The organism is Halobacillus ihumii (assembly GCF_902726645.1).
GTDB lineage: Bacteria > Bacillota > Bacilli > Bacillales > Halobacillaceae > Halobacillus_A > Halobacillus_A ihumii.
The window spans coordinates 2,657,553-2,677,763 of the sequence record NZ_CACVAO010000001.1; the positions used below are offsets into that span (position 1 = coordinate 2,657,553).

Sequence of the window (20,211 nt, forward strand, 5' to 3'; positions counted from 1 at the left end):
CCTGATAGAAGAGGGCAGTCTGCGATGAACCATGCCCTTGCAATATTTAATAAGCCAAGCTTATAGGAGTGTTTCTAATATGAGTGAATTGGTTAATAAATCACAACGTGCCATTGCTCACAAAGCGGCGGCAAAGCCTCCCAAAAAAAAGCGACAAAAGTCGCTTTGGTGGATGTATCTTCCTGCCTTAATTGTTGTCAGTGTGTTTATTATCTATCCGTTTTTAAATGGAATCCGTATTTCTTTTACGGATTGGAATGGATTTTCCCAAACAAAGAATTGGGTAGGCCTTGATCAATATAAGCGGATGTTCCAGGACCCTAATACATGGCTAGTAGTAAAAAACACCTTACTTTATGGAATTGGAAGTACAATTTTTCAAAATGTGATTGGGCTTTTATATGCCCTGCTACTTAATAAAAGCATTCACTTAAAGTCAATAACTAGAACAATTATTTACCTTCCTGTCATTATCAGTCCACTAGTAATGGGATATATTTGGTATTTCTTTTTTGCTTATCAGGGAGGAGCATTAAACGATGTGCTAATGTTATTTGGTTTAGAGAAAATCAATGCATTAGGCAACCCTGACGTAAATACGTGGATTATTGTTTTTGTGAATACTTATCAATTCGTAGGTATTGCAATGATTATCTATCTGGCAGGGTTACAGAGTATTTCGAAAGACTATTACGAAGCTGCTGTGATCGATGGTGCTTCGGCGTTCCAGAAGTTTAAAAATATCACACTGCCTTTATTGATGCCCGCCATCACCATTAATGTGGTACTCAATATCATTGGAGGACTGAAACTATTTGATGTTATTCTTGCTCTTACTGGCGGAGGACCGGGAAATGCTTCGCAGTCGATGTCAACATTTATGTACTCCTTATATTTCAGCAGACAGGATGCAGGCTACGCGGCCACACAAGGTGTGTTAATGGCGTTTATTACTCTAGTCTTCAGTCTGCTTGCTCTGGTGTACTTTAAACGCAAGGAGGTTGATGCTTGATGAAAAGTAAGGAGAAGAGATCAAGAAGATTTTTCACAGTCGTAGCCATTGTAATAACGTTGTTTCATCTCATACCCTTTTATATATTAATTACAACGTCGTTGAAAGCGAATAATGACTTCAGTTCTAAATGGGTATTACCAAACTCAGTTCATTTTGAAAACTTTATGAGAGCATGGGAACAAGCGAGCTTAGGAAATGCGTTTGTAAATACAACTATTATTACCGCAGGTGCGGCCTTGTTATTGATTATATTCGGGTCGCTGGCAGCTTACCCGTTGGCAAGAATGAATACAAGATTAAACAAATTTATCTACTTCTTGTTTATTGCGATCATGATCGTTCCTCCATTAACAGCACTCGTTCCTCTGTACAAAATGGTTGTCGACATGGGGATGATGAATACACATGAGATAGCAATTCTAAACAATATGGCAGCATTCTTGCCATTAACGATTTTTCTCTATGCTGGGTTCATTCGATCTACTATTCCTAAAGAGCTTGAGGAAGCGGCAAAAATCGACGGTGCAAGTACATTGAAGATATTCTTTAAAGTGGTTTTTCCGTTGTTAAAACCGATTACTGCAACCGTATTAATCATTTCCTGTGTATTTATCTGGAATGACTATCAATTTGCAATATTCTTCCTGCAAGACGAAAGTGTTCAAACATTAACAGTTGCGTTAGCAAGCTTTTTTGGACAGAATCAAAGCAATCTGAACTTAGTCGCAGCGGCCGCCATTATGTCAATGCTGCCGATGACGATCTTGTTTCTCTTTTTACAAAAGTACTTTGTGGCAGGTCTATCTTCAGGATCTGTTAAAGGATAACAAACCTTTATATAGTTAGGAGAGTGTTTATGTCGAAAATTACATTTCTAGGTGCAGGCAGTACTATTTTTGCAAAAAACGTTCTAGGAGATTGCATGTTAACACCAAGTGTTCAAGGGTTCGAATTTGCTCTCTATGATATTGATCTTCAAAGATTAAAAGACTCCGAGAATATGTTGGAAAACTTGAAAAAGAGTCTTGGCAGCCATGTTACTGTTAAATCATATACAGATCGTAAAGAAGCGTTAAAAGGCGCTAAATACGTGGTGAATGCGATTCAGGTGGGCGGGTATAAGCCTAGTACTGTGATTGACTTTGACATCCCCAAAAAATACGGTCTTCGTCAAACGATAGGAGATACAATTGGAATCGGCGGTATCTTCCGATCACTTAGAACCATCCCTGTTATGCTGGACTTTGCAAAAGACATGGAAGAAGTTTGCCCGGATGCCTGGTTCTTAAATTATACGAATCCAATGGCTTCTTTAACAGGTACGATGCTGCGTTATACGGGTATTAAAACAGTAGGATTGTGCCATAGTGTCCAAGCGGCTGTTCCAGATTTATTTAAGTCACTTAATATGGATTATGATGATGTTCAATGGAAAATTGCCGGGATTAATCACCTTGCTTGGCTGCTGGAAGTTTCAAAAGATGGAGAGGACTTGTATCCGGAAATTAAAAAGCGTGCAGCGCTAAAACAACAAGAACAGCATGATGACATGGTTCGTTTTGAACTGATGAATCGGTTCGGCTACTATGTAACAGAATCATCAGAACACAATGCTGAGTATCATCCTTATTTTATAAAAAACAACTATCCTGAATTGATTGAGAAGTTCAATATTCCAATCGATGAATATCCTCGTCGTTGTGTAGAACAGATTGAAGATTGGGAGAAAATGCGTGAAGATGTTGTTAACAATCAAAACCTCAGCCACAAACGCACCCATGAGTATGCTTCCTATATGATCGAGGCGATGGAGACAGATCAGCCATTTAGAATTCATGGAAATGTACTTAATACAGGCGGATTAATTAGTAATCTCCCTGCGAATGCCGTAGTTGAAGTGCCATGTCTCGTTGATCGCAATGGAGTGAATCCGTGCTATGTAGGAGATCTTCCGGGGCAATTGGCAGCTTTAAATCGCACCAACATAAACACTCAGTTGTTAACGATTGAAGCGGCTATGACTGGGAAGAGAGAACATATTTACCAAGCGGCCATGCTTGATCCACATACAGGGTCCGAGTTATCTATTGATGATATTATTTCACTTTGTGATGAGCTCATTGAAGCTCATGGGGAAATGCTGCCAAATTTTAAGCGTGAGGAATCCTTTGTTTAGACGTCTTCGTCTCAAAAGAAGGAAGTGAATGAACGGCTTTTTCTTCAAAACAAGAAAAATAGATTACAAGATGATCATTGGTTAACAGCAGATGTTTCGGCATCTGCTGTTTTTTGTACACAATCTGTTGGCTCCTCTTCAGGTTACTACACTGTTTCATGTGTAAAAGATAGAGAAGAAAATTTACGCTCTCTGAGTCCCTTTTTTCTTTGAATGGAATATGGAATTAGACGAAGGGACATCATTTATTGTTGTGAGCATGAAATCACCTTTACGCCTTATGTCTAACTGGCTACACATAAGTTAAAACTCAGTTTATCGGTTTTTTAATGAATCCTGAGAGGACCATTACAAATTTATCTTTTAATGTTGTAAGAAAAACTCTTCCAAAATTAATACACACGCACCATAAGCAGAAGCATTTTCTCCAAGACTTGATAATACAATGGAAGTTTCCCTAGCTTCTTTTGTCAATCCCCTTGACTGGATCGTTCCTTTTAGCCCTTCCATCAAAAAGCTGCCTGCATTCGCAACGCCGCCACCGATAATAATTCTGTTTGGATTCAGCGTATGCATGAGGTTGACGATACCTATGCCCAAAAACCTTCCAGTTTGATTTAACAATTGAATACTGAAATCATCTCCATCACAGGCGGCTTGATAAACAGTCTCACCGTCTATTTTCTCAATATCGTGGTCTATTAAATCTAGGATACGTGAGGTTTTGCCCGCTTTTAATTCTTTTTTCGCTCGTTCGGCAATCGCAGGGCCTCCAGCTAATGTTTGAAGACACCCGTAATTTCCGCAGGTACACTTTGGTCCGGAGAGGTCGATGGTGACATGGCCGATTTCTCCTGCAATATTGTTTTCTCCATGAAAAAGTCTTCCATTAATCATGATGCCTGCGCCGATGCCGTGACCGACGTTGATCCCCACAATATTATCCGCATCTTTTCCATTTCCAAACCACGATTCACCAAGGGTCATGGTACGGGCATCATTTTCAATTTTGACAACCATCTTAAACTCATTTTCCAACTCTTCTTTTATGAGAATATCGTGAAGATCAAAGGAAGGGGCGAAAAGGGAGACTCCTTTGTCCACGTCAACGATGCCGTGCATCCCTACACCAATGCCTAAAAACTTTTCTGTATCATTTTTGTTTGCCTGTAACAAGGAGTTGATGCCATTCTTCATTGTTGCAAGCAGATCTTCTCTTGTTGGGTATTTCTTAATCCGTAATAGGGTTGAATCTCTCACTTCACCAAACAAGTTCGTGACCACGAAATTCATCTTGTAGTGTCCAACGTCAATACCGATTATGTAAAAATGTTCAGCGTTAATCGCTAGTAAAGTAGGCTTTCTTCCACCTTGTGAGGCACCTTGGGTCGTTTCGATAACGAATTGACTAGTAAGCAATTCTTTGACGATGTTACTGACGGTAGGTGGGGTGAGTTTTGTTTGTTTTGCAATTTCGGCTCGGGAAATAGGACCATTCTTCCGAATCATATTCAAAATGATGGATCGATTGATCGACTTCATCAACTGGAAACTTCCTCTATTATACTTCGAAGACATTATTCTTCCTCCAACTATTCTAATTACGTCTATTATAACACAGGTTGTTCACTAAATTAAATTGATTAATAAAGTGAATGATTCAACTGACAAATGCCTCTTTTTATAAAAGTGGAATGTAATGAGGGAATAAATTGCATTATATGCGCTCACCATTGTCCTATAGTTTGTTTATAGAGAAGTAAGGAGAGACAAAATTCTTACTAAAGGGTTTTCATTTTTCAAACATTTATGATAAGTTGTACATAAGTTAATTAATTAATTTTATTAACTATATAGTGACCATTATCAAATCAATTGGATAAGGGGAGACAACCATGAATTTATTTACGATTTTATCTTTTCTGTTTTTTACTGGACTTGTAGCGCTTATCTCATACTTCCTGACTCGTAAAGAGAACTTAAACACTCAGGATGGTTATTTCCTAGGGGGAAGAAGCTTAGGGGCATGGACCATTGCTGGTTCTTTGATGCTCACGAACCTATCTACGGAACAGTTAATTGGGTTAAATGCTCAAGGGTATTCCGACACCATTGCTGTTATGGGGTGGGAAGTTGGTTCTGCTATTGCGTTAGTTGTTGTTGCCTTATTTCTTTTACCTAGATATTTAAAGGGCGGTATTACAACCATCCCTGATTTCTTAGAGGATCGTTTTGACTTTGGGACAAAACAAATTGTCACCATTCTTTTCTTGTTTGGTTACATATTTAATCTGCTGCCTCCGATTCTTTACTCAGGAGCCGTTGCCATTAATGGCTTGTTCAGTATTCCGGAAGCGCTTGGTGTTAGCAGGATGACCGCTTTATTCATTACGGTGTTCGCGATTGGAATTGTCGGTTCGATTTACGCCATTTTTGGCGGGTTAAAGGCGGTTGCCGTATCTGATTCCATCAATGGAATTGGTCTTCTGATCGGGGGATTGATGATCCCGGTAATAGGGTTATTTGTCCTAGGGGATGGTTCGATTACAAACGGCTGGAGTACAATTGTTCAGGAAACTCCGGAAAAGCTGAATTCAATCGGTGGACCTGAGAGCCCGGTGCCATTTGGGACCATGTTTACAGGGATGCTGTTAGTCAATCTATTTTACTGGGGAACGGCGCAGCATATTATGCAGCGAGCGATTGCTGCAAAAAGCTTGAAGGAAGGTCAGAAAGGTGTGTTAATTGCTGCCTTTTTGAAACTTTTGGGCCCTGTATTCCTGATTCTGCCGGGGATTATCGCCTTCAACATGTTCGGACCTGGGCTTGAGCCGACGAATGCTTATCCGATGCTCGTTAGAGAGGTATTGCCGACACCTTTAGTAGGTTTTTTTGCTGCTGTACTATTCGGTGCAATCTTATCTTCCTTCAACTCGGCCTTGAACTCATCGGTTACGTTGATTGCCCTCAATATTTATAAACCTTATTTCAAGCCAGATGCACCTGATCGTGAGGTTGTCCGTAAAGGGAAATATATTGGTATCGTACTCGCGTTGTTTGCGATGTGTATCGCACCACTGATTGATATGGTGCCTCAAGGGTTCTTCCAATATTTACAAATCGTTAATGGTTTCTATAATGTACCGATCTTTACCATTCTAATCGTTGGTTATTTAACAAAACGTGTACCAGCTATTGCAGCGAAAATATCATTGTTTGTATTTATTTCAATTTATGCCGCCACACAGCTGGTTTGGGACACAGGCATCCACTTTCTTCATATATTAGCGATCTTATTTGTGTTATGTTCAGGCCTTATGCTGCTTATCGGACAACTTAAACCGCGTGAACAAGCCTTCTCGTTAGAAGAAAAGGCGAAGGTCGATATGACTCCTTGGAAACTGGTTTTCCCTGTTGGTGTAGCAGTTACAATGGCGATGATCATTATTTATACCTTGTTTTCTCCAATAGGGATTATATAAATCTATTAGAAGGGTAAGTGAAAAAATGGAACAATTGAGAGAGGAATTTATCAATCAGTTCGGGGATCATGGAGAACTTGTGTCCTTTTTTGCCCCGGGACGTGTCAACTTGATTGGCGAGCATACCGACTATAATGGGGGCCACGTGTTTCCGTGTGCGCTTAGTGTCGGAACTTATGTGGTGGCTCGCAAGCGGTATGATGCTAACATTCAATTGTATTCCAAGAATTTTAGCGGAGCAGGAATCATCGAAACCAAGGTAGACGAACTCACATATGAACAGGTGCACGACTGGGCAAACTATCCTAAGGGTGTTGCTGCCTTATTTCAGCAAGCTGGCTACACGTTCCCCTATGGTTTCGATGCAATCTACTATGGAAATATTCCAAATGGGGCAGGTTTGTCATCATCTGCCTCAGTTGAATTGGTTACGGCTGTAATGTTGAAGGAGTTATTTCAGTTTGAGATCGACAGGATTGAGATGGTGAAGCTGGCTCAGAAAGCAGAGAACGAATTTGTCGGTGTGAATTGCGGAATCATGGACCAATTCGCCAGTGGAATGGGGAAGAAAAATCATGCCGTTCTATTAAACTGCGATACATTGGACTACCAATACACTCCCATTTCGTTAACGAACGAACAGCTGATCATAGCCAATACGAATAAACAAAGAGGCCTGTCTGAATCGAAATATAATGAGCGAAGGCAGCAGTGTGAAACAGCTTTAAGAGACTTGCAAACCGAGCTTGATATTAGCGCGCTCGGGGAACTGACAGCCGATAAGTTTGAGGATTATAAAAATTTGATTCAAGATGATGTGGTGCAAAAACGTGCGAAGCATGCGGTTTACGAAAACCTTCGTACGATCAATGCGGTGGAACAACTACAAGCAGGTGATGTTGAAGGTTTTGGCAAATTAATGAATGAGTCTCATGTTTCTTTACGGGATGATTATGAAGTGACAGGTAAGGAATTAGATGCCTTAGTCGAGGCTGCATGGGAAGAGGGAGCTATTGGATCGAGAATGACAGGAGCTGGCTTCGGCGGCTGCACGATTAATATTGTACCGAACGAGGTCACGAGTCGTTTTATCGATCGTGTCGGTCAGAAGTATACAGAGATTACGGGTATGGAAGCGGATTTCTATGTGGTCGATATTGGAGATGGAGCAATGAAATTATAAGAGGAGGTGCGCATATGGCGGTATTAGTATGCGGTGGAGCGGGGTATATTGGAAGCCATGCTGTGGCTCAACTGCTAGATCTTAACGAAGAAGTGGTGGTCGTAGACAATCTACAAAAAGGTCATCGTGAAGCCGTGGTTGAAGGGGCGGTTTTCTATCAAGGTGATCTTCGTGATGAAGCTTTTTTAAATAAAGTCTTTGAAGCAAACGACATTGATTCGGTGATTCATTTTGCAGCAGATTCACAAGTAGGAGAAAGTGTTGAGGATCCATTGAAATATTATGATAACAATGTGTACGGAGCGGTGTGCTTGCTGAGGACTATGGCTGTCCATCAGGTGAAGAAGATTGTTTTTTCATCAACAGCCGCTGCCTATGGGGAAGTGGAACAGATACCGATTCAGGAAACCGATCCAACTGTTCCGACGAATCCATATGGAGAAACGAAGCTTGCGGTTGAGAACATGCTGAGATGGGCTGAACAGGCCCACGGTATCCAATATGTCGTGTTACGTTATTTTAATGTGGCAGGAGCGGATCCCAATGGGCGGATTGGCGAAGATCATCATCCGGAAACTCATTTAATTCCCATCATCCTGCAAGTCGCTTCAGGGAAACGAGAGAAAATTTCCATATTCGGTGATGATTATCCAACAAAGGACGGAACATGCATCAGAGATTATATCCATGTAACGGATTTAGTCGATGCTCATTTGCTGGCAATCAAAAGGTTAAGAGGTCACAACAGCAGTGCCACGTATAATCTAGGCAATGGGCGAGGGTTTACTGTTAAAGAAGTCATTGATGCTGCGAGAAGAATCACAGGGCAAGATATTCCGGCAGAAAGTTCTCCTAGACGGGCAGGAGATCCTGCACAACTGGTTGCCTCTTCTGAAAAAGCAATGGAGGACTTAGGCTGGAAACCCAAGAACTCTGGCTTAGATCACATGATTCAAACGGCCTGGACTTGGTTTCAGAATCATCCAGACGGCTACGAAGAGTAATTTTGGAAGGGGGGGATGATCATGAAAGTCAACATTTATAAAGAGATTGAACGTTTGATTAATTATGGATTGCATAAAGAATTGATCTCGGTATGGGATGTCGATTATGTTCGGAATGCTCTGTTAGAAGTGTTTCATGCAGAAGATTGTGTGCCGGTACATGTGCCGAAGGAAGAGCATGATACTCCGATCGACATGATAGAAAATATGCTGGATTATGCAGTTGAACATCAATTGATTCCTGAAAATACCGTAACTGAAAGAGATTTATTTGATCCGAAAATTATGGATAAGCTGGTTCCCCGTCCTGTTGAAGTGATCCGAACCTTTTACCATCTCTATCAGACGAAGGGGCCGGAAGCAGCTACGAATTTTTTCTATGCATTAGCTAAATCCTCTTATTATATCCGAACAGATCGTGTAGCCAAGAATGTCCATTGGTACAGCTCAACCGCATATGGAGATCTAGAGATTACGATCAATCTTTCAAAGCCAGAGAAAGATTCGAAAGCGATTGAAGCGGCAAAAACAAAAGCGGCTGTTTCCTATCCGAAATGCATGCTATGTAAAGAAAATGTCGGATACGCAGGGCGGTTGGATCATCCAGCCCGCCAAAACCATCGTATCATCCCAATGGGGCTGCAGGAGGAAACATGGTTTTTACAATACTCTCCATACGTTTATTACAATGAACATGCCATTGTTTTTTCCCGTGAGCATCGCCCTATGAAAGTTTCACAGGCGGGCTTTGAGCGTCTGCTTCATTTTGTTGAACTTCTGCCTCATTACTTTGTCGGATCGAATGCGGATTTACCCATTGTGGGGGGATCTATTCTAAGCCATGATCACTTTCAGGCCGGTCATCACGAATTTCCAATGGCGCAAGCGCCTATGGAGGAAACGTTCACCGTAAGTAGTAATCCTGAGGTCACTGCCGGAATCGTAAAGTGGCCGATGTCCGTGATACGGCTTCAAGGGAAAAGCCGTGAAGCCTTAGCAAAACTAGGCGAACGAATTTTGCAAACGTGGCAAGGATACAGTGAAGAACGTATTGGAATTTTTGCCGAAACGGATGGGACGCCGCACAATACGATCACACCGATTGCCCGTATGAGGGGTGGGGTATTTGAGCTTGACCTCGTGTTGAGAAATAATCGAACGAACGAGGAGCATCCAACGGGGATCTTCCATCCTCATCAAGAAGTCCACCATATTAAGAAAGAAAATATCGGCTTGATCGAAGTGATGGGGCTTGCTGTATTGCCAGGGCGCCTGGTAGAGGAGATGGATGTGCTTAGTCAATACATGATTGAAGATGAACTGGATACAAAAGGATACGAAGATGAGCGTACAGCCAAACATGTTGATTGGGCTAAGCGAATCAAAGCAGAGAATGGTCACGTGAACACACAAACGATCAAGCAAATCCTCCGACAGGAAATCGGAAAGACGTTCTCAACCGTGTTAGAACATGCCGGTGTGTTCAAACGTTCGACAGAAGGACAGGAAGGGTTCCGACATTTTCTAAGTGAGGTATTGTAATGCACGTTGTAGGAGAGGTAATGATGATCAACTATTCCACGTTCAAGGGGATTAATTGTATTAGTTTAGAAAATGAACAAATTCGGTGCACGATTCTGCCTTCTTATGGCGGAAAAATGGCAAGCTTATTTGATAAACAAGCAGGATATGAATGGTTGTACCAGACAGAAGCAGACAAGCTGAACGTCCCCGCTTATGGGGACGACTTTTCCCAATTCGATTCCAGCGGATTTGATGAGATGTTCCCTGGAATAGATGAGGGACCGCACCCGCATGACTTTTCGCTAATTCCTGATCACGGAGAAGTGTGGGCGATGCCGTGGCAAGTGACAGAACGCTCGTATGGACTGGATTTAAAAGTGACCAGTCCGGTTTTTCCTTATTCGTTATCCAAACAAGTGGATCTTGGAATGGACCGTGTGGAGATCAATTATCAAGCAAACAACTTGTCTGACCAGCCTTTCCCGTTTATTTGGGCAGCCCATTCTCTATTGAATATGAATCAGGCTACAGTCATTCGCGTGCCGTCGGATATGAAAGAAGTCATAAATGTTGAACAGTCCTCTGTTCACCTTGGAGAGTGGGGAACACTTCATAGTTATCCCATAACCGAGTCAAAACGGACAGGTGACTCCGTCGATTTATCGAAAATGGAAGGCAAAGCAGCGAGCAATATCGAGAAGTTTTATTTTACAAAACCGTTAAGTCAAGGGTGGTGTCAGGCGGTCCAGGAAGACATAGGAAGAACGTTAACGTATACGTTTCCTCCAGATAAAGTTCCGTACTTAGGTGTATGGAAAACCCAGGGAGGCTATCGAAATGATTATAATTTTGCGTTAGAGCCTTGTACAGGGATGTATGATGATGTATATGTCGCAAATAAGATCAATAAGATTTCAAAAATTCCTCCGCGAGGAACGTACTCGTGGAAGATAACGATGCAGTTGGGGGGTTATTAAAATGCCATATCTTGGGGTGGATTATTATCCGGAACACTGGCCAAAGGGCATGATGAAAGAAGATATCCAAGGAATCAAAGAGATGGGAGCCAATATCGTACGCATCGGGGAGTTTGCCTGGCACCTGATGGAAAATAAAGAAGAAGAATTTGATTTTTCCTATTTTGATACGGTGATTGAAGCATTGAAAGAGAATGGACTGGATGTGATGTTCGGGACTCCTACCGCAACCTTTCCTGCCTGGCTAGCGGATCAGTATCCTTCCATCTTAGCTGAAGACGAATATGGTCACAAGCGGGTGTTTGGCGGCCGCCGACAATATTGCTTTAATTCGGAGGTTTACAGGAAACATAGCGCCCGTATTACGAAGGAATTAGTGCAACACTATCAACATGAACGCGCGATTGTAGTATGGCAAGTCGATAATGAGTTCGGCCATGAAGGAAGCGACCAATGCTACTGTGATCAATGTCATGCTAAGTTTCATGAATTCCTGGCTGAGAAATACCACGATATTGACAGCTTAAATGAACGCTGGGGGACGATATTCTGGGGGCAGACTTACAATTGTTTTGCTGAAATTCCCGTTCCAAAGCCAACCATTACGACTCATAATCCAGGGTTGAAATTGGATTGGGCCAGGTTCCGATCCGTTTCGCTTAATCGCTTCGCCCATGATATGACCAATATTGTTAAACAAAATAAAGGAACACACCAACAGGTGACCACGAACGTTGCAGGGGGATTTTTTAACAAATGGTTTGATCATGAGGAAAATCTGCGCCCCATGGACTTTGTTTCCTATGACAATTATCCAGTGTGGGGCGGACTCGAGGAGCCGATTCCCCCGGCTGAGATTGCGATGACGCTTGATTTCAATCGCGGCTTACTAGATCAAAACTTTTGGATCGTGGAGGGACTAATGGGAGCTCAGGGACATGATGTGATTGGTTATCTGCCGCGTCCGAATCAAGCTAAAATGTGGTCGTATCAGGCCTTTGCCCATGGCTGCCAACATATGCTTTATTTCCGGTGGCGAGGCATGACAAGGGGAGCGGAGCAATTTTGTTATGGAGTGGTTGATCAGGATAATCATTACGGCAGGAAGTACCAAGAAGTCCAATCGTTATTCCGTGAGATTTCTTCGTATGGTGATGTCCTGAACTCACCAATCAAGCCCGAGATTGCGGTTATTTATGATTACGATAATATTTGGTCGTGGCGTTCGCAGATTCAGAGTAAAGATTTCGATTTTAAAGAAGAACTCATGCGCCTGTATCGGCCGTTCTATGCTCTGAATACCCATATCGATGTGATTCCTAGTGATAGAGACCTTTCCACTTATAAGGTCGTCCTTGTACCCGCCATGCAAATCATCGATCAAAGGTTAGCAGATCAGTTAGCTGCTTTTGCGAAAAAAGGTGGGACGGTTGTCTTTACCTTTCGATCAGGTTTAAAGAATAAAGATAACGCGATTCATTTTAAAGAGCCGCTCCCAGGACTGGTTCGTTCCTTAACCGGAATCAGGGTTGAAGAAGTTGAATCCCTAACAAAAGAAAGAACGGCGCCAGTCGAAGGGAGAGGCGACTATCAGGGGAAAACTTCGCAAGTAGCGATTTGGAGAGATCTAATGGTGGCGGAAACGGCAGAAATTCTCTTTCACTATCAGGATGAGCTCTATGGGCAATACGCCGCGGTAACCCGAAATTTATATGGAAAAGGTAAAGTTTACTACATCGGCGGTGGGCTTGAAGAACAGGCAATGGATGCTATTTGCAAGGAGATTGTGGCCATTAATGGTATTTCTTTTGTGGAATCTGATGACGATTTGGAAGTTTATTGGCGCCATACTGAGGAAGATTCGTTTTATTTTGTTATGAATCATAGTGAACAGAGGAAATATTTTAAAGAGGTTTGTCTTGAGCCTTTTGAGAGTCGGATTATTAGGCAGTGACTGGTCGTTTTTCTTGCAGATCGTTGCGGAGTACCTCCATTGTTGATATTTATTTTGATGCTAAATACCACGGTCATTGGTATCTCTCTGACGCTATTGACTTTAAAATGATGTATAAAGCATCTAGAGTGATTTAGGAATGTGAATAGTAGGAGGTCGAAATGGAATCATTATGTATTGAAGTCGCAGTTCGTTGTGCAACACAACGGGCTGCGGCTTTTTTTATTGGCCATGCGGGGTGTTTTTCAACTCAACCCTACAAGCATATAAATTCCGGTGAAGGAAGTTGGACAGGATATGTTCCATCAGCGTGTGACAACGGAGGATGGGATGACGGAACCATGTTTCCTGAAACAGTCCCGTCAATACTTTGCATGCGTTAGGACTGACAGGTTATAGGGTATGAAGCACAGGTGGATTTGGCAGAACGAGGGCTGAAGCCATAAGAATAGATATGCCAGAGAAAGGAACCCTGCAAGGCGAGATTTTATATCCTTAGTTCTCCAATGTGGCATTTACTATAAATCTAGTTTTTGTAATGGAAATAAAAAACCATCACTAATATCAAGCAATGCCTTCTCCCCCATCAGCTAAAGTAATGGACTTTATATTACATGTTGGAAACACCATTTTATTCCCCTTTCCATACTCTTCGAAACTTCCAGTACAGACAAACTACCTTTATAAGAATCAGGGGCCAATATACACTTCATATTCATCGCCCTTTCTAGAAATCCTTATATAAACATAAAAAATTCCATCCTCTTTTATTTACAAAACTTTAAGAATTTCATTTCGGGCTCGCTTTCGATGGGATTGCATAGATTCTTGAGCTGCTTTTCCGTCGTTTGCCCGCATGCAGGCTATTATTGCTCTATGTTCAACGATAGAGCGAAAAGGCAGTGGACGCTTATTTATTGTAAATAGACGAGCCCGATATAATTGGTCTGCGTGTACTTCTATTACATTCGTTAACCTCTTATTATCGGCGTAATTTATAATTTTGAAATGGAACAGGTCATCGTGTTTAGCCCATTCAGTCAGGTCATTTTCCTTCAAGGCTCTTTCTTGGTAGTCAATTAGGACTTCAAGATCATCTAACTCCAGATCATCAATTTTATCAGTTGCTAAGCTTGCGGCTAAACCTTCTAATACCTCTACCACCTCGTAGGTTTCACGTAGATCATCTGTCTCAATTGGTTCAACAATAAAGCCCCTTCGAGGTATGAGCCTTACAACCCCCTCTGTTTGTAAGCGAATCAATGCCTCTCTTACAGGTGTACGACTCATGCCTAGAACTTCTGCCATTTCCCGTTCAAGAAAAGTTTTCCCTGGCATAAGCTTTAAATCTCTAATTGCTAATCGTAATATTTGGTAGGCACGTTGTGGAAGTTTGGTATCCTTTACATTATCCACGATATGCATTATTTCTCCCTGAACCTTTTTAATATTCATAGATGTTTCTGAGATCTTATCATTTTGCTCTTTCATCTTTTCACCACTTCATCGTTTATATCTTCATATTAATTATAAATTTATTACAGTTAATTGGGAAGAGAGTAAGTATAAAAAGAGGGAATATCTCCCTCTTTATACTTTTGTGTACATCCTTGATAAATGAGATATGATTGAGTCCGTAACTTCTTTCGTTGTATTTTTACCCCCGATATCGGCAGTTACTACTCCATCTTCTGTGGTTGTTCTAATAGCTTCATTTATCATTTTTGCTTCATCAGCCAGTCCTAAATGGTCTAACATTAGTGCTGCACTCCCAATAGTTCCAATAGGATTAGCTATACCTTTTCCAGCAATGTCAGGAGCAGATCCATGAACCGACTCAAACATACTAGGGAAACGACCTTCAGGATTAAGGTTTGCGCTTGATGCTATACCAAGGCTTCCGGCCAAAGCACTGCCTAAATCGGATAAGATATCAGCAAGTAAGTTAGAGGCTACTACCACTTCTAATTCCTCAGGATGAAGAACAAACTGGGCTGCCATAGCATCTACTAACCATTGGTCTGTTTCTACCTCGGGATATTCTTTACTTACCCTTTCAAAAACTTCATCCCATAAAACCATCCCGTACTGTTGGGCATTGCTTTTTGTAACACTAGTCACTTTTTTCCTTTTTCGCTTAAGGGCTAACTGGAATGCATGCCTGATTACTCTTTCGCAACCTTCTTCTGTGAAAATAGATGATTGCACGGCAACTTCTTTTCTGTTCCCTCTTCCCGTAAAGTTACGTCCTCCAATACCAGAGTACTCACCTTCTGTATTTTCTCGGACCAGTATCCAGTTTAAGTCCTCTTTATTGGGATGGTTCAGTTTACTTTGGATCCCGGGGAGAAATTCGACTGGTCTAATATTCGCCCATTGGTCAAACCCCTGACAGATTGCTATTCGAAGTCCCCAAAGACTGATGTGATCTGGTACAGTTGGGTAGCCAACTGCCCCAAAGTAAATAGCGTCATGATTTTTTATTTCTTCCAATCCATTTTCCGCCATCATTCTTCCATGCTCTAGATAATATTGACAACCCCAAGGGAAGTAATCGCTTTCAAAAGAGAACTTGTTGGATGTAGCTGCTAAATGTTCAACCACTCTTAGCCCTTCGTTAACTACTTCTTGACCAATGCCATCTCCGGGAATCACTGCTATACGAAAATGTTTTTTATTTTCCATGATATTATTCCTCCTAAAGATTTTTAATTTTGTGTCATTAACACCTAATATAAATAACGTATACATAATTTTCAAGTTAAATTAGTTATTTGGCTAATAAACTTAAATTAACAGAATAAATTGACATTAACGTATACATAAAGTAAGGTGTATTTATGAAAGCGCTAGCACAAAGATAAAGGAGAGGAAGGGTAAAAATGTTTTTACAGTCACTATGGGGACGATTATGGCAATGGGACACTGATATTAGAAAGGATATAAAGAAAACTACAGGACTATTGTTCTCTAAAAGCACAAGTAATGCAGCTGTACATGAAGAAGTTGACACTTCCAAACACAAAGTTAATGATAAACCTCCACAACCTGGAAATTATTCCTTGGCTCAAAAAATTGGATTATTTGTCGGTCCTTTAATGTTTCTTTGTATTTCTTTATTACTTAATCCAGAGGGAATGACTAGAGATGCTGTTATTATGCTTGGCCTCATTGCTTGGATTGCTACTTGGTGGGTAACAGAAGCTTTGCCTATACCAATGACTTCATTGCTTCCACTTATTTTATTTCCGATCACCGGTGTTATGGAAATAGGGAACGTATCCTCTTCGTATGGAGATCCACTCATTTTCTTATTTGCTGGTAGTTTTATGATTGCTTTAACAATGGAAAAATGGAATCTTCATAGACGTATTGCCCTTGCTATTATTGCTTTTATTGGAAGCAGTCCCAGTATGATTGTTTTAGGATTTATGGTTGCTACAGGATTTTTATCCATGTGGATTTCGAATACGGCTACTACAATGATGATGGTTCCAATTAGCTTAGCTGTTACTAAACATGTGGCGGAATCATTTGAAAACAATTCAACAATCGATACCTCTCCAGGAAAATTCTCGTTTGGAACTGCGTTAATGCTGGGAACCGCCTATTCAGCCACTATAGGTGGATTCGGTACTCTCATTGGTGCCCCGGCCAATACAATTTTAGCTGCAACGGTTAATAATTTGTATGGTATAGAGATATCATTTGCAAGATGGATGCTTTTTGGCGTGCCAATGGTTATTTTACTTATACCGATTGTCTGGTTTTACCTTGTTAAAATCGCCTACCCGATGGATGAAAAAAATATTCCAGGGGGGCGCGGGATTATTAAAAAGGAACTTCGGGAACTTGGGAAGATGAGTTATGAAGAAAAAATTGTACTAACCATCTTTACCCTGACAGCAGTTGGTTGGATTACACGAAGTTTGCTGCTTGAAAAAATAATTCCAGGATTAGATGATACCATTATTGCTTTACTGGGTGCTTTCGCCTTATTTTTAATACCGGCTAAAAATAAAAAAGACACAATTTTAGATTGGAATACTGTTTTAAAACTTCCATGGGGAATATTATGGCTATTTGGAGGAGGACTAGCTCTTGCTGCTGGAATCATAAGTACCGGTTTGGATAAATGGATCGGAAATCAGCTTGTTAACTTCAGTGACGTCCCATTCTTTATCACGATAGCATTAATCGTTGGTGTGATAACCTTACTAACAGAGTTCACCTCTAATACTGCTACATCCACTATGGTTTATCCGATCGTCGCGGCGGGGGCTGCCGCTCTGGGGACTGATCCAATTATACTCATGGTAGCTGCATGTATGGGTGCAACATTCGCATTTATGTTCCCTGTTGCCGCCCCACCAAACGCCATTGTATTCGCAACAGGATATGTGAAAATGAGCAGAATGGCGCTGACTGGTGTGTGGCTAAACTTATGCGGAATTATCTTTTCCGTCATTATTATTTACTTTTTTGTACCTCTTATCTTTGGTGGATTGATGTAATAGATACTAAAGTAAATTGATAAAACATTTATTTCTATAGGGGGCTGGAATATGGTGTAGTCGTGAAAGTTTCAGGGCGGTCTTCAACTAAAGGTGCGCGCGCGACAAGTTCTGTTATCGAGAATATCGGGGTTAACAACTTTTTCAACGGGATTAAATGTACGTGTCATGTCATTCATAAGCTTGGAGAATATACGACACCACAAAGAAGTTAATACTTATATTTAGTAGTTCCCTTTTAAGTCGATTGAAGCAATAAGGGAATATCTTTTTAACCATATCTTTAAGAAATATGATCATGAGATACTTTATTCCCTTACAATAAGCTGTGTAAAGCTAAAATGCAGAATATATAGGAGTTTTGAATGTTTAACATCGCCTTATCATACTTTTCAAGGAATGGCCGTCGTGATGTAAGCTTTCCTCAAACCCTTTGCTTTAAGGGGATTTGAAACTCTATAAATGAATATTGACTGGATTTCTATGAAATTCCGAATAAAACCTAAAGCCTCCCCAAAGTTCACGTTGAACTTTGGGGAGGCTTTCTTACTTCTCTTCATCTTTGTGGAATACCACCAAACTTTATAGGTATCTCGGACTTACCCCATATAGTAAATACAATATTTATTTATGCCCTATAAAATAAAACAATTATTCAGGGAACCGATATATTGCTAATATTAAGATAAATATAGATTTACTTGTGAAAGGCGTTAACAGTAAGGATTGAAAGAGTTAAAGGGGGGGACAGTCAATACTTGTTCTTCAGTATGCAGTTAAAGTTAACAAAAATAATGCTATTGTTATTAACAAATTTTTAAGAACAACTTGGTTTTTTTAAGTAGATCCATTATGAAATTGATTTAATTAAAAAAATCACTCGACATCGTTTCACTTTTTTATAAGAAAAAGAGAACAAATAGTTGCAGATAAATCTCCACCATGACATAAAAAGTTATGGCGTATTTGTAGTTAAATAGCAAACTGTTTTTGATTATGCTAAGCCGGTTCACAGAACTTAAAATGATCGATGGTAAAATCAGCGGAGATAACATAATTGAAATCACGCTCCCTGATGTAATACCTAGAACGATGATTTCTGGTGGATAGGGCAGTTCCACCCCTTGTAAAATCCCTGAGACGAGTACGATGACTGTTAATGGACCAAGTCCGATAAACCCTAAAAGGATCACGACAAAAGGAAGAACCCATAAGAAGTTTAAGAACGGTACAGCGTCTGTCACATAAAAGAGGCCGTCAATAATATATTCGCCATATCCCGACTGATTCACCGCATTGATTAAAAATCCAGCTGCCAATAGAATCGAGAACTGTTGGACTTTGTTTGGAATGGTTTTTTCTAAATAAGCTTTTCCATTCTCCGTAATTGCGCTGCTTCTTCTACGAACGATAAAGTAGACGATTACCCATCCTACGATAACGATGGGGATAATGAGTAATAGCTCCACATCCCAAATCGCGTTGAGAAGAAATATCGATCCAAATAACGTTACAAATAGACAGCCAAATTCGAGCGCATCGCGATGACCTTTTGTATCCTGTTTCTTATCCTTTGCAATATTAGCTAGTTCCTCCTGGATGCCTGCCGTAAGATTAATACCGTAATGACGTTCTTGAAAATACGAGAAGAGAACAGATAACAAAATACCGACGAAGGAGATGATAAATCCTTGTAAGATGGATAGAGCCAACGAGGCATCAAGCGCATGAACGGCGAAAATAAAACTGGGAATGCTAACCACCCACATTGTCGTTAAGGAAAACGCACGAAGTAAGGCTGTTCCTTTATAATTCTCCCACACCTCTCCTTTTTGATTATTTAAAAATTCGTTGATCATTCCATATACCATAGGGATCGATCCGAATAATAGAAAGTACGAAATAATTTGAGTAATTATCATCATCCCAAAATAAAACTTGCGACTCGTATTGAGCAAGTTTTGAGCGAAGTTAATGACAGATTCAATGTATGGCTTCTCTTCTAACACCCAACTTATCGTAGGAACGATAAGTAGGATAGCGATCAGTCCACTCATCACAGCAAATCCAGATATAATCCCTTCTATGAGAGAAGTACCTGCTGAAACATGAACTATCAAGGCTATCACGAGAAGTAAAAGAGATATGCCTGCCTGTTTCATAGGCAAAAAGAAATACCCGAGCAGAAAGGCTGCCAAACCGAATAAGGAAAGAGTTGTCGAAAGCACTTCTCCTCCTGTGAAATAAACAATAAAGTGCATGATTACATATAAACTAATAAAAAAGGTATAGCCTCTTTTTGCCATTTGTACCATCATTGATCCCCCAATCCTGGTTCAAAATGTTAACCTTAAACATCGTATCATAAGGAATATAATAAAG

The 20,211-nt window shown here is 40.7% G+C and carries 15 protein-coding genes; 11 read left to right on the plus strand and 4 right to left on the minus strand.

Features of this window, described 5'->3' with window-relative positions:
• The first annotated feature begins 79 nt into the window (after nt 1-79).
• The 3 genes from G6R08_RS13285 to melA are packed head-to-tail and all read left to right on the plus strand — an operon-like array spanning nt 80 to nt 3,191.
• Entirely contained in the window at nt 80-1,012 is a 933-nt protein-coding gene (locus tag G6R08_RS13285) for a carbohydrate ABC transporter permease (RefSeq protein WP_163528574.1), read from the plus strand.
• The gene (locus G6R08_RS13290; protein WP_163531315.1) at nt 1,012-1,842 is read left to right on the plus strand and encodes a carbohydrate ABC transporter permease; all 831 of its coding nucleotides are present in this window, start codon (nt 1,012-1,014) and stop codon (nt 1,840-1,842) included. The genes G6R08_RS13285 and G6R08_RS13290 overlap by 1 nt, the downstream gene beginning before the upstream one ends.
• Nucleotides 1,843-1,871: 29 nt before the next feature.
• On the plus strand, nt 1,872-3,191 hold the full coding sequence (gene melA / locus G6R08_RS13295) for an alpha-glucosidase/alpha-galactosidase (RefSeq protein ID WP_163528576.1): 1,320 nt from the start codon (nt 1,872-1,874) through the stop codon (nt 3,189-3,191).
• A gap of 363 nt (nt 3,192-3,554) precedes the next feature.
• Here melA and G6R08_RS13300 read toward each other — a convergent pair whose 3' ends face one another.
• Nucleotides 3,555-4,769 carry an ROK family transcriptional regulator gene (locus G6R08_RS13300; protein WP_163528577.1) on the minus strand — a complete coding sequence of 405 codons (1,215 nt, stop codon included), beginning with the start codon at nt 4,767-4,769 and terminating at the stop codon, nt 3,555-3,557.
• Between the two features lie 317 nt (nt 4,770-5,086).
• Between G6R08_RS13300 and G6R08_RS13305 the strand changes: the two genes are divergently transcribed.
• From G6R08_RS13305 to G6R08_RS13335, 7 genes are all read left to right on the plus strand, one after another.
• Complete coding sequence (locus G6R08_RS13305) at nt 5,087-6,673, plus strand: solute:sodium symporter family transporter (protein ID WP_163528579.1); 1,587 nt, start codon at nt 5,087-5,089, stop codon at nt 6,671-6,673.
• 25 nt (nt 6,674-6,698) lie between these two features.
• Entirely contained in the window at nt 6,699-7,856 is a 1,158-nt protein-coding gene (locus G6R08_RS13310; RefSeq protein ID WP_163528581.1) for a galactokinase, read from the plus strand.
• 14 nt (nt 7,857-7,870) lie between these two features.
• On the plus strand, nt 7,871-8,860 hold the full coding sequence (gene galE, locus G6R08_RS13315) for a UDP-glucose 4-epimerase GalE (RefSeq protein WP_163528583.1): 990 nt from the start codon (nt 7,871-7,873) through the stop codon (nt 8,858-8,860).
• A 21-nt stretch (nt 8,861-8,881) separates the two neighbouring features.
• Entirely contained in the window at nt 8,882-10,402 is a 1,521-nt protein-coding gene (gene galT, locus G6R08_RS13320) for a UDP-glucose--hexose-1-phosphate uridylyltransferase (RefSeq protein WP_163528585.1), read from the plus strand.
• Between the two features lie 20 nt (nt 10,403-10,422).
• Entirely contained in the window at nt 10,423-11,361 is a 939-nt protein-coding gene (locus G6R08_RS13325; RefSeq protein ID WP_240339714.1) for an aldose epimerase family protein, read from the plus strand.
• A gap of 1 nt (nt 11,362) precedes the next feature.
• Nucleotides 11,363-13,315: a beta-galactosidase gene (locus tag G6R08_RS13330; RefSeq protein WP_163528587.1), complete on the plus strand. Its 1,953-nt coding sequence runs from the start codon at nt 11,363-11,365 to the stop codon at nt 13,313-13,315.
• Between the two features lie 161 nt (nt 13,316-13,476).
• Nucleotides 13,477-13,698, plus strand: a complete 222-nt coding sequence (locus G6R08_RS13335; protein WP_163528589.1) for a hypothetical protein — start codon at nt 13,477-13,479, stop codon at nt 13,696-13,698.
• 388 nt (nt 13,699-14,086) lie between these two features.
• Here G6R08_RS13335 and G6R08_RS13340 read toward each other — a convergent pair whose 3' ends face one another.
• Together G6R08_RS13340 and G6R08_RS13345 are read right to left on the minus strand one after the other, a co-directional pair.
• Complete coding sequence (locus G6R08_RS13340) at nt 14,087-14,806, minus strand: GntR family transcriptional regulator (protein WP_163528591.1); 720 nt, start codon at nt 14,804-14,806, stop codon at nt 14,087-14,089.
• Nucleotides 14,807-14,905: 99 nt separating this feature from the next.
• Nucleotides 14,906-16,000, minus strand: a complete 1,095-nt coding sequence (locus G6R08_RS13345) for a tartrate dehydrogenase (protein WP_163528593.1) — start codon at nt 15,998-16,000, stop codon at nt 14,906-14,908.
• Nucleotides 16,001-16,197: 197 nt separating this feature from the next.
• Between G6R08_RS13345 and G6R08_RS13350 the strand changes: the two genes are divergently transcribed.
• Complete coding sequence (locus G6R08_RS13350) at nt 16,198-17,829, plus strand: SLC13 family permease (protein WP_163528595.1); 1,632 nt, start codon at nt 16,198-16,200, stop codon at nt 17,827-17,829.
• 899 nt (nt 17,830-18,728) lie between these two features.
• Here the strand turns inward: G6R08_RS13350 and G6R08_RS13355 are convergent.
• Nucleotides 18,729-20,147, minus strand: coding sequence for a hypothetical protein (locus G6R08_RS13355; RefSeq protein WP_240339715.1), 1,419 nt, complete (start codon nt 20,145-20,147; stop codon nt 18,729-18,731).
• Nucleotides 20,148-20,211: the final 64 nt, after the last annotated feature.

Bases quoted from the DNA above. Each gene is read 5' to 3' on its own strand.
- G6R08_RS13340 (WP_163528591.1), bottom strand. From the start codon at position 14,806: ATGAAAGAGCAAAATGATAAGATCTCAGAAACATCTATGAATATTAAA.
- G6R08_RS13290 (WP_163531315.1), top strand. From the start codon at position 1,012: ATGAAAAGTAAGGAGAAGAGATCAAGAAGATTTTTCACAGTCGTAGCC.
- G6R08_RS13310 (WP_163528581.1), top strand. From the start codon at position 6,699: ATGGAACAATTGAGAGAGGAATTTATCAATCAGTTCGGGGATCATGGA.
- galT (WP_163528585.1), top strand. From the start codon at position 8,882: ATGAAAGTCAACATTTATAAAGAGATTGAACGTTTGATTAATTATGGA.
- G6R08_RS13355 (WP_240339715.1), bottom strand. From the start codon at position 20,147: ATGATGGTACAAATGGCAAAAAGAGGCTATACCTTTTTTATTAGTTTA.
- galE (WP_163528583.1), top strand. From the start codon at position 7,871: ATGGCGGTATTAGTATGCGGTGGAGCGGGGTATATTGGAAGCCATGCT.
- G6R08_RS13330 (WP_163528587.1), top strand. From the start codon at position 11,363: ATGCCATATCTTGGGGTGGATTATTATCCGGAACACTGGCCAAAGGGC.
- G6R08_RS13285 (WP_163528574.1), top strand. From the start codon at position 80: ATGAGTGAATTGGTTAATAAATCACAACGTGCCATTGCTCACAAAGCG.
- G6R08_RS13300 (WP_163528577.1), bottom strand. From the start codon at position 4,769: ATGTCTTCGAAGTATAATAGAGGAAGTTTCCAGTTGATGAAGTCGATC.
- melA (WP_163528576.1), top strand. From the start codon at position 1,872: ATGTCGAAAATTACATTTCTAGGTGCAGGCAGTACTATTTTTGCAAAA.
- G6R08_RS13345 (WP_163528593.1), bottom strand. From the start codon at position 16,000: ATGGAAAATAAAAAACATTTTCGTATAGCAGTGATTCCCGGAGATGGC.
- G6R08_RS13305 (WP_163528579.1), top strand. From the start codon at position 5,087: ATGAATTTATTTACGATTTTATCTTTTCTGTTTTTTACTGGACTTGTA.
- G6R08_RS13335 (WP_163528589.1), top strand. From the start codon at position 13,477: ATGGAATCATTATGTATTGAAGTCGCAGTTCGTTGTGCAACACAACGG.
- G6R08_RS13325 (WP_240339714.1), top strand. From the start codon at position 10,423: ATGATGATCAACTATTCCACGTTCAAGGGGATTAATTGTATTAGTTTA.
- G6R08_RS13350 (WP_163528595.1), top strand. From the start codon at position 16,198: ATGTTTTTACAGTCACTATGGGGACGATTATGGCAATGGGACACTGAT.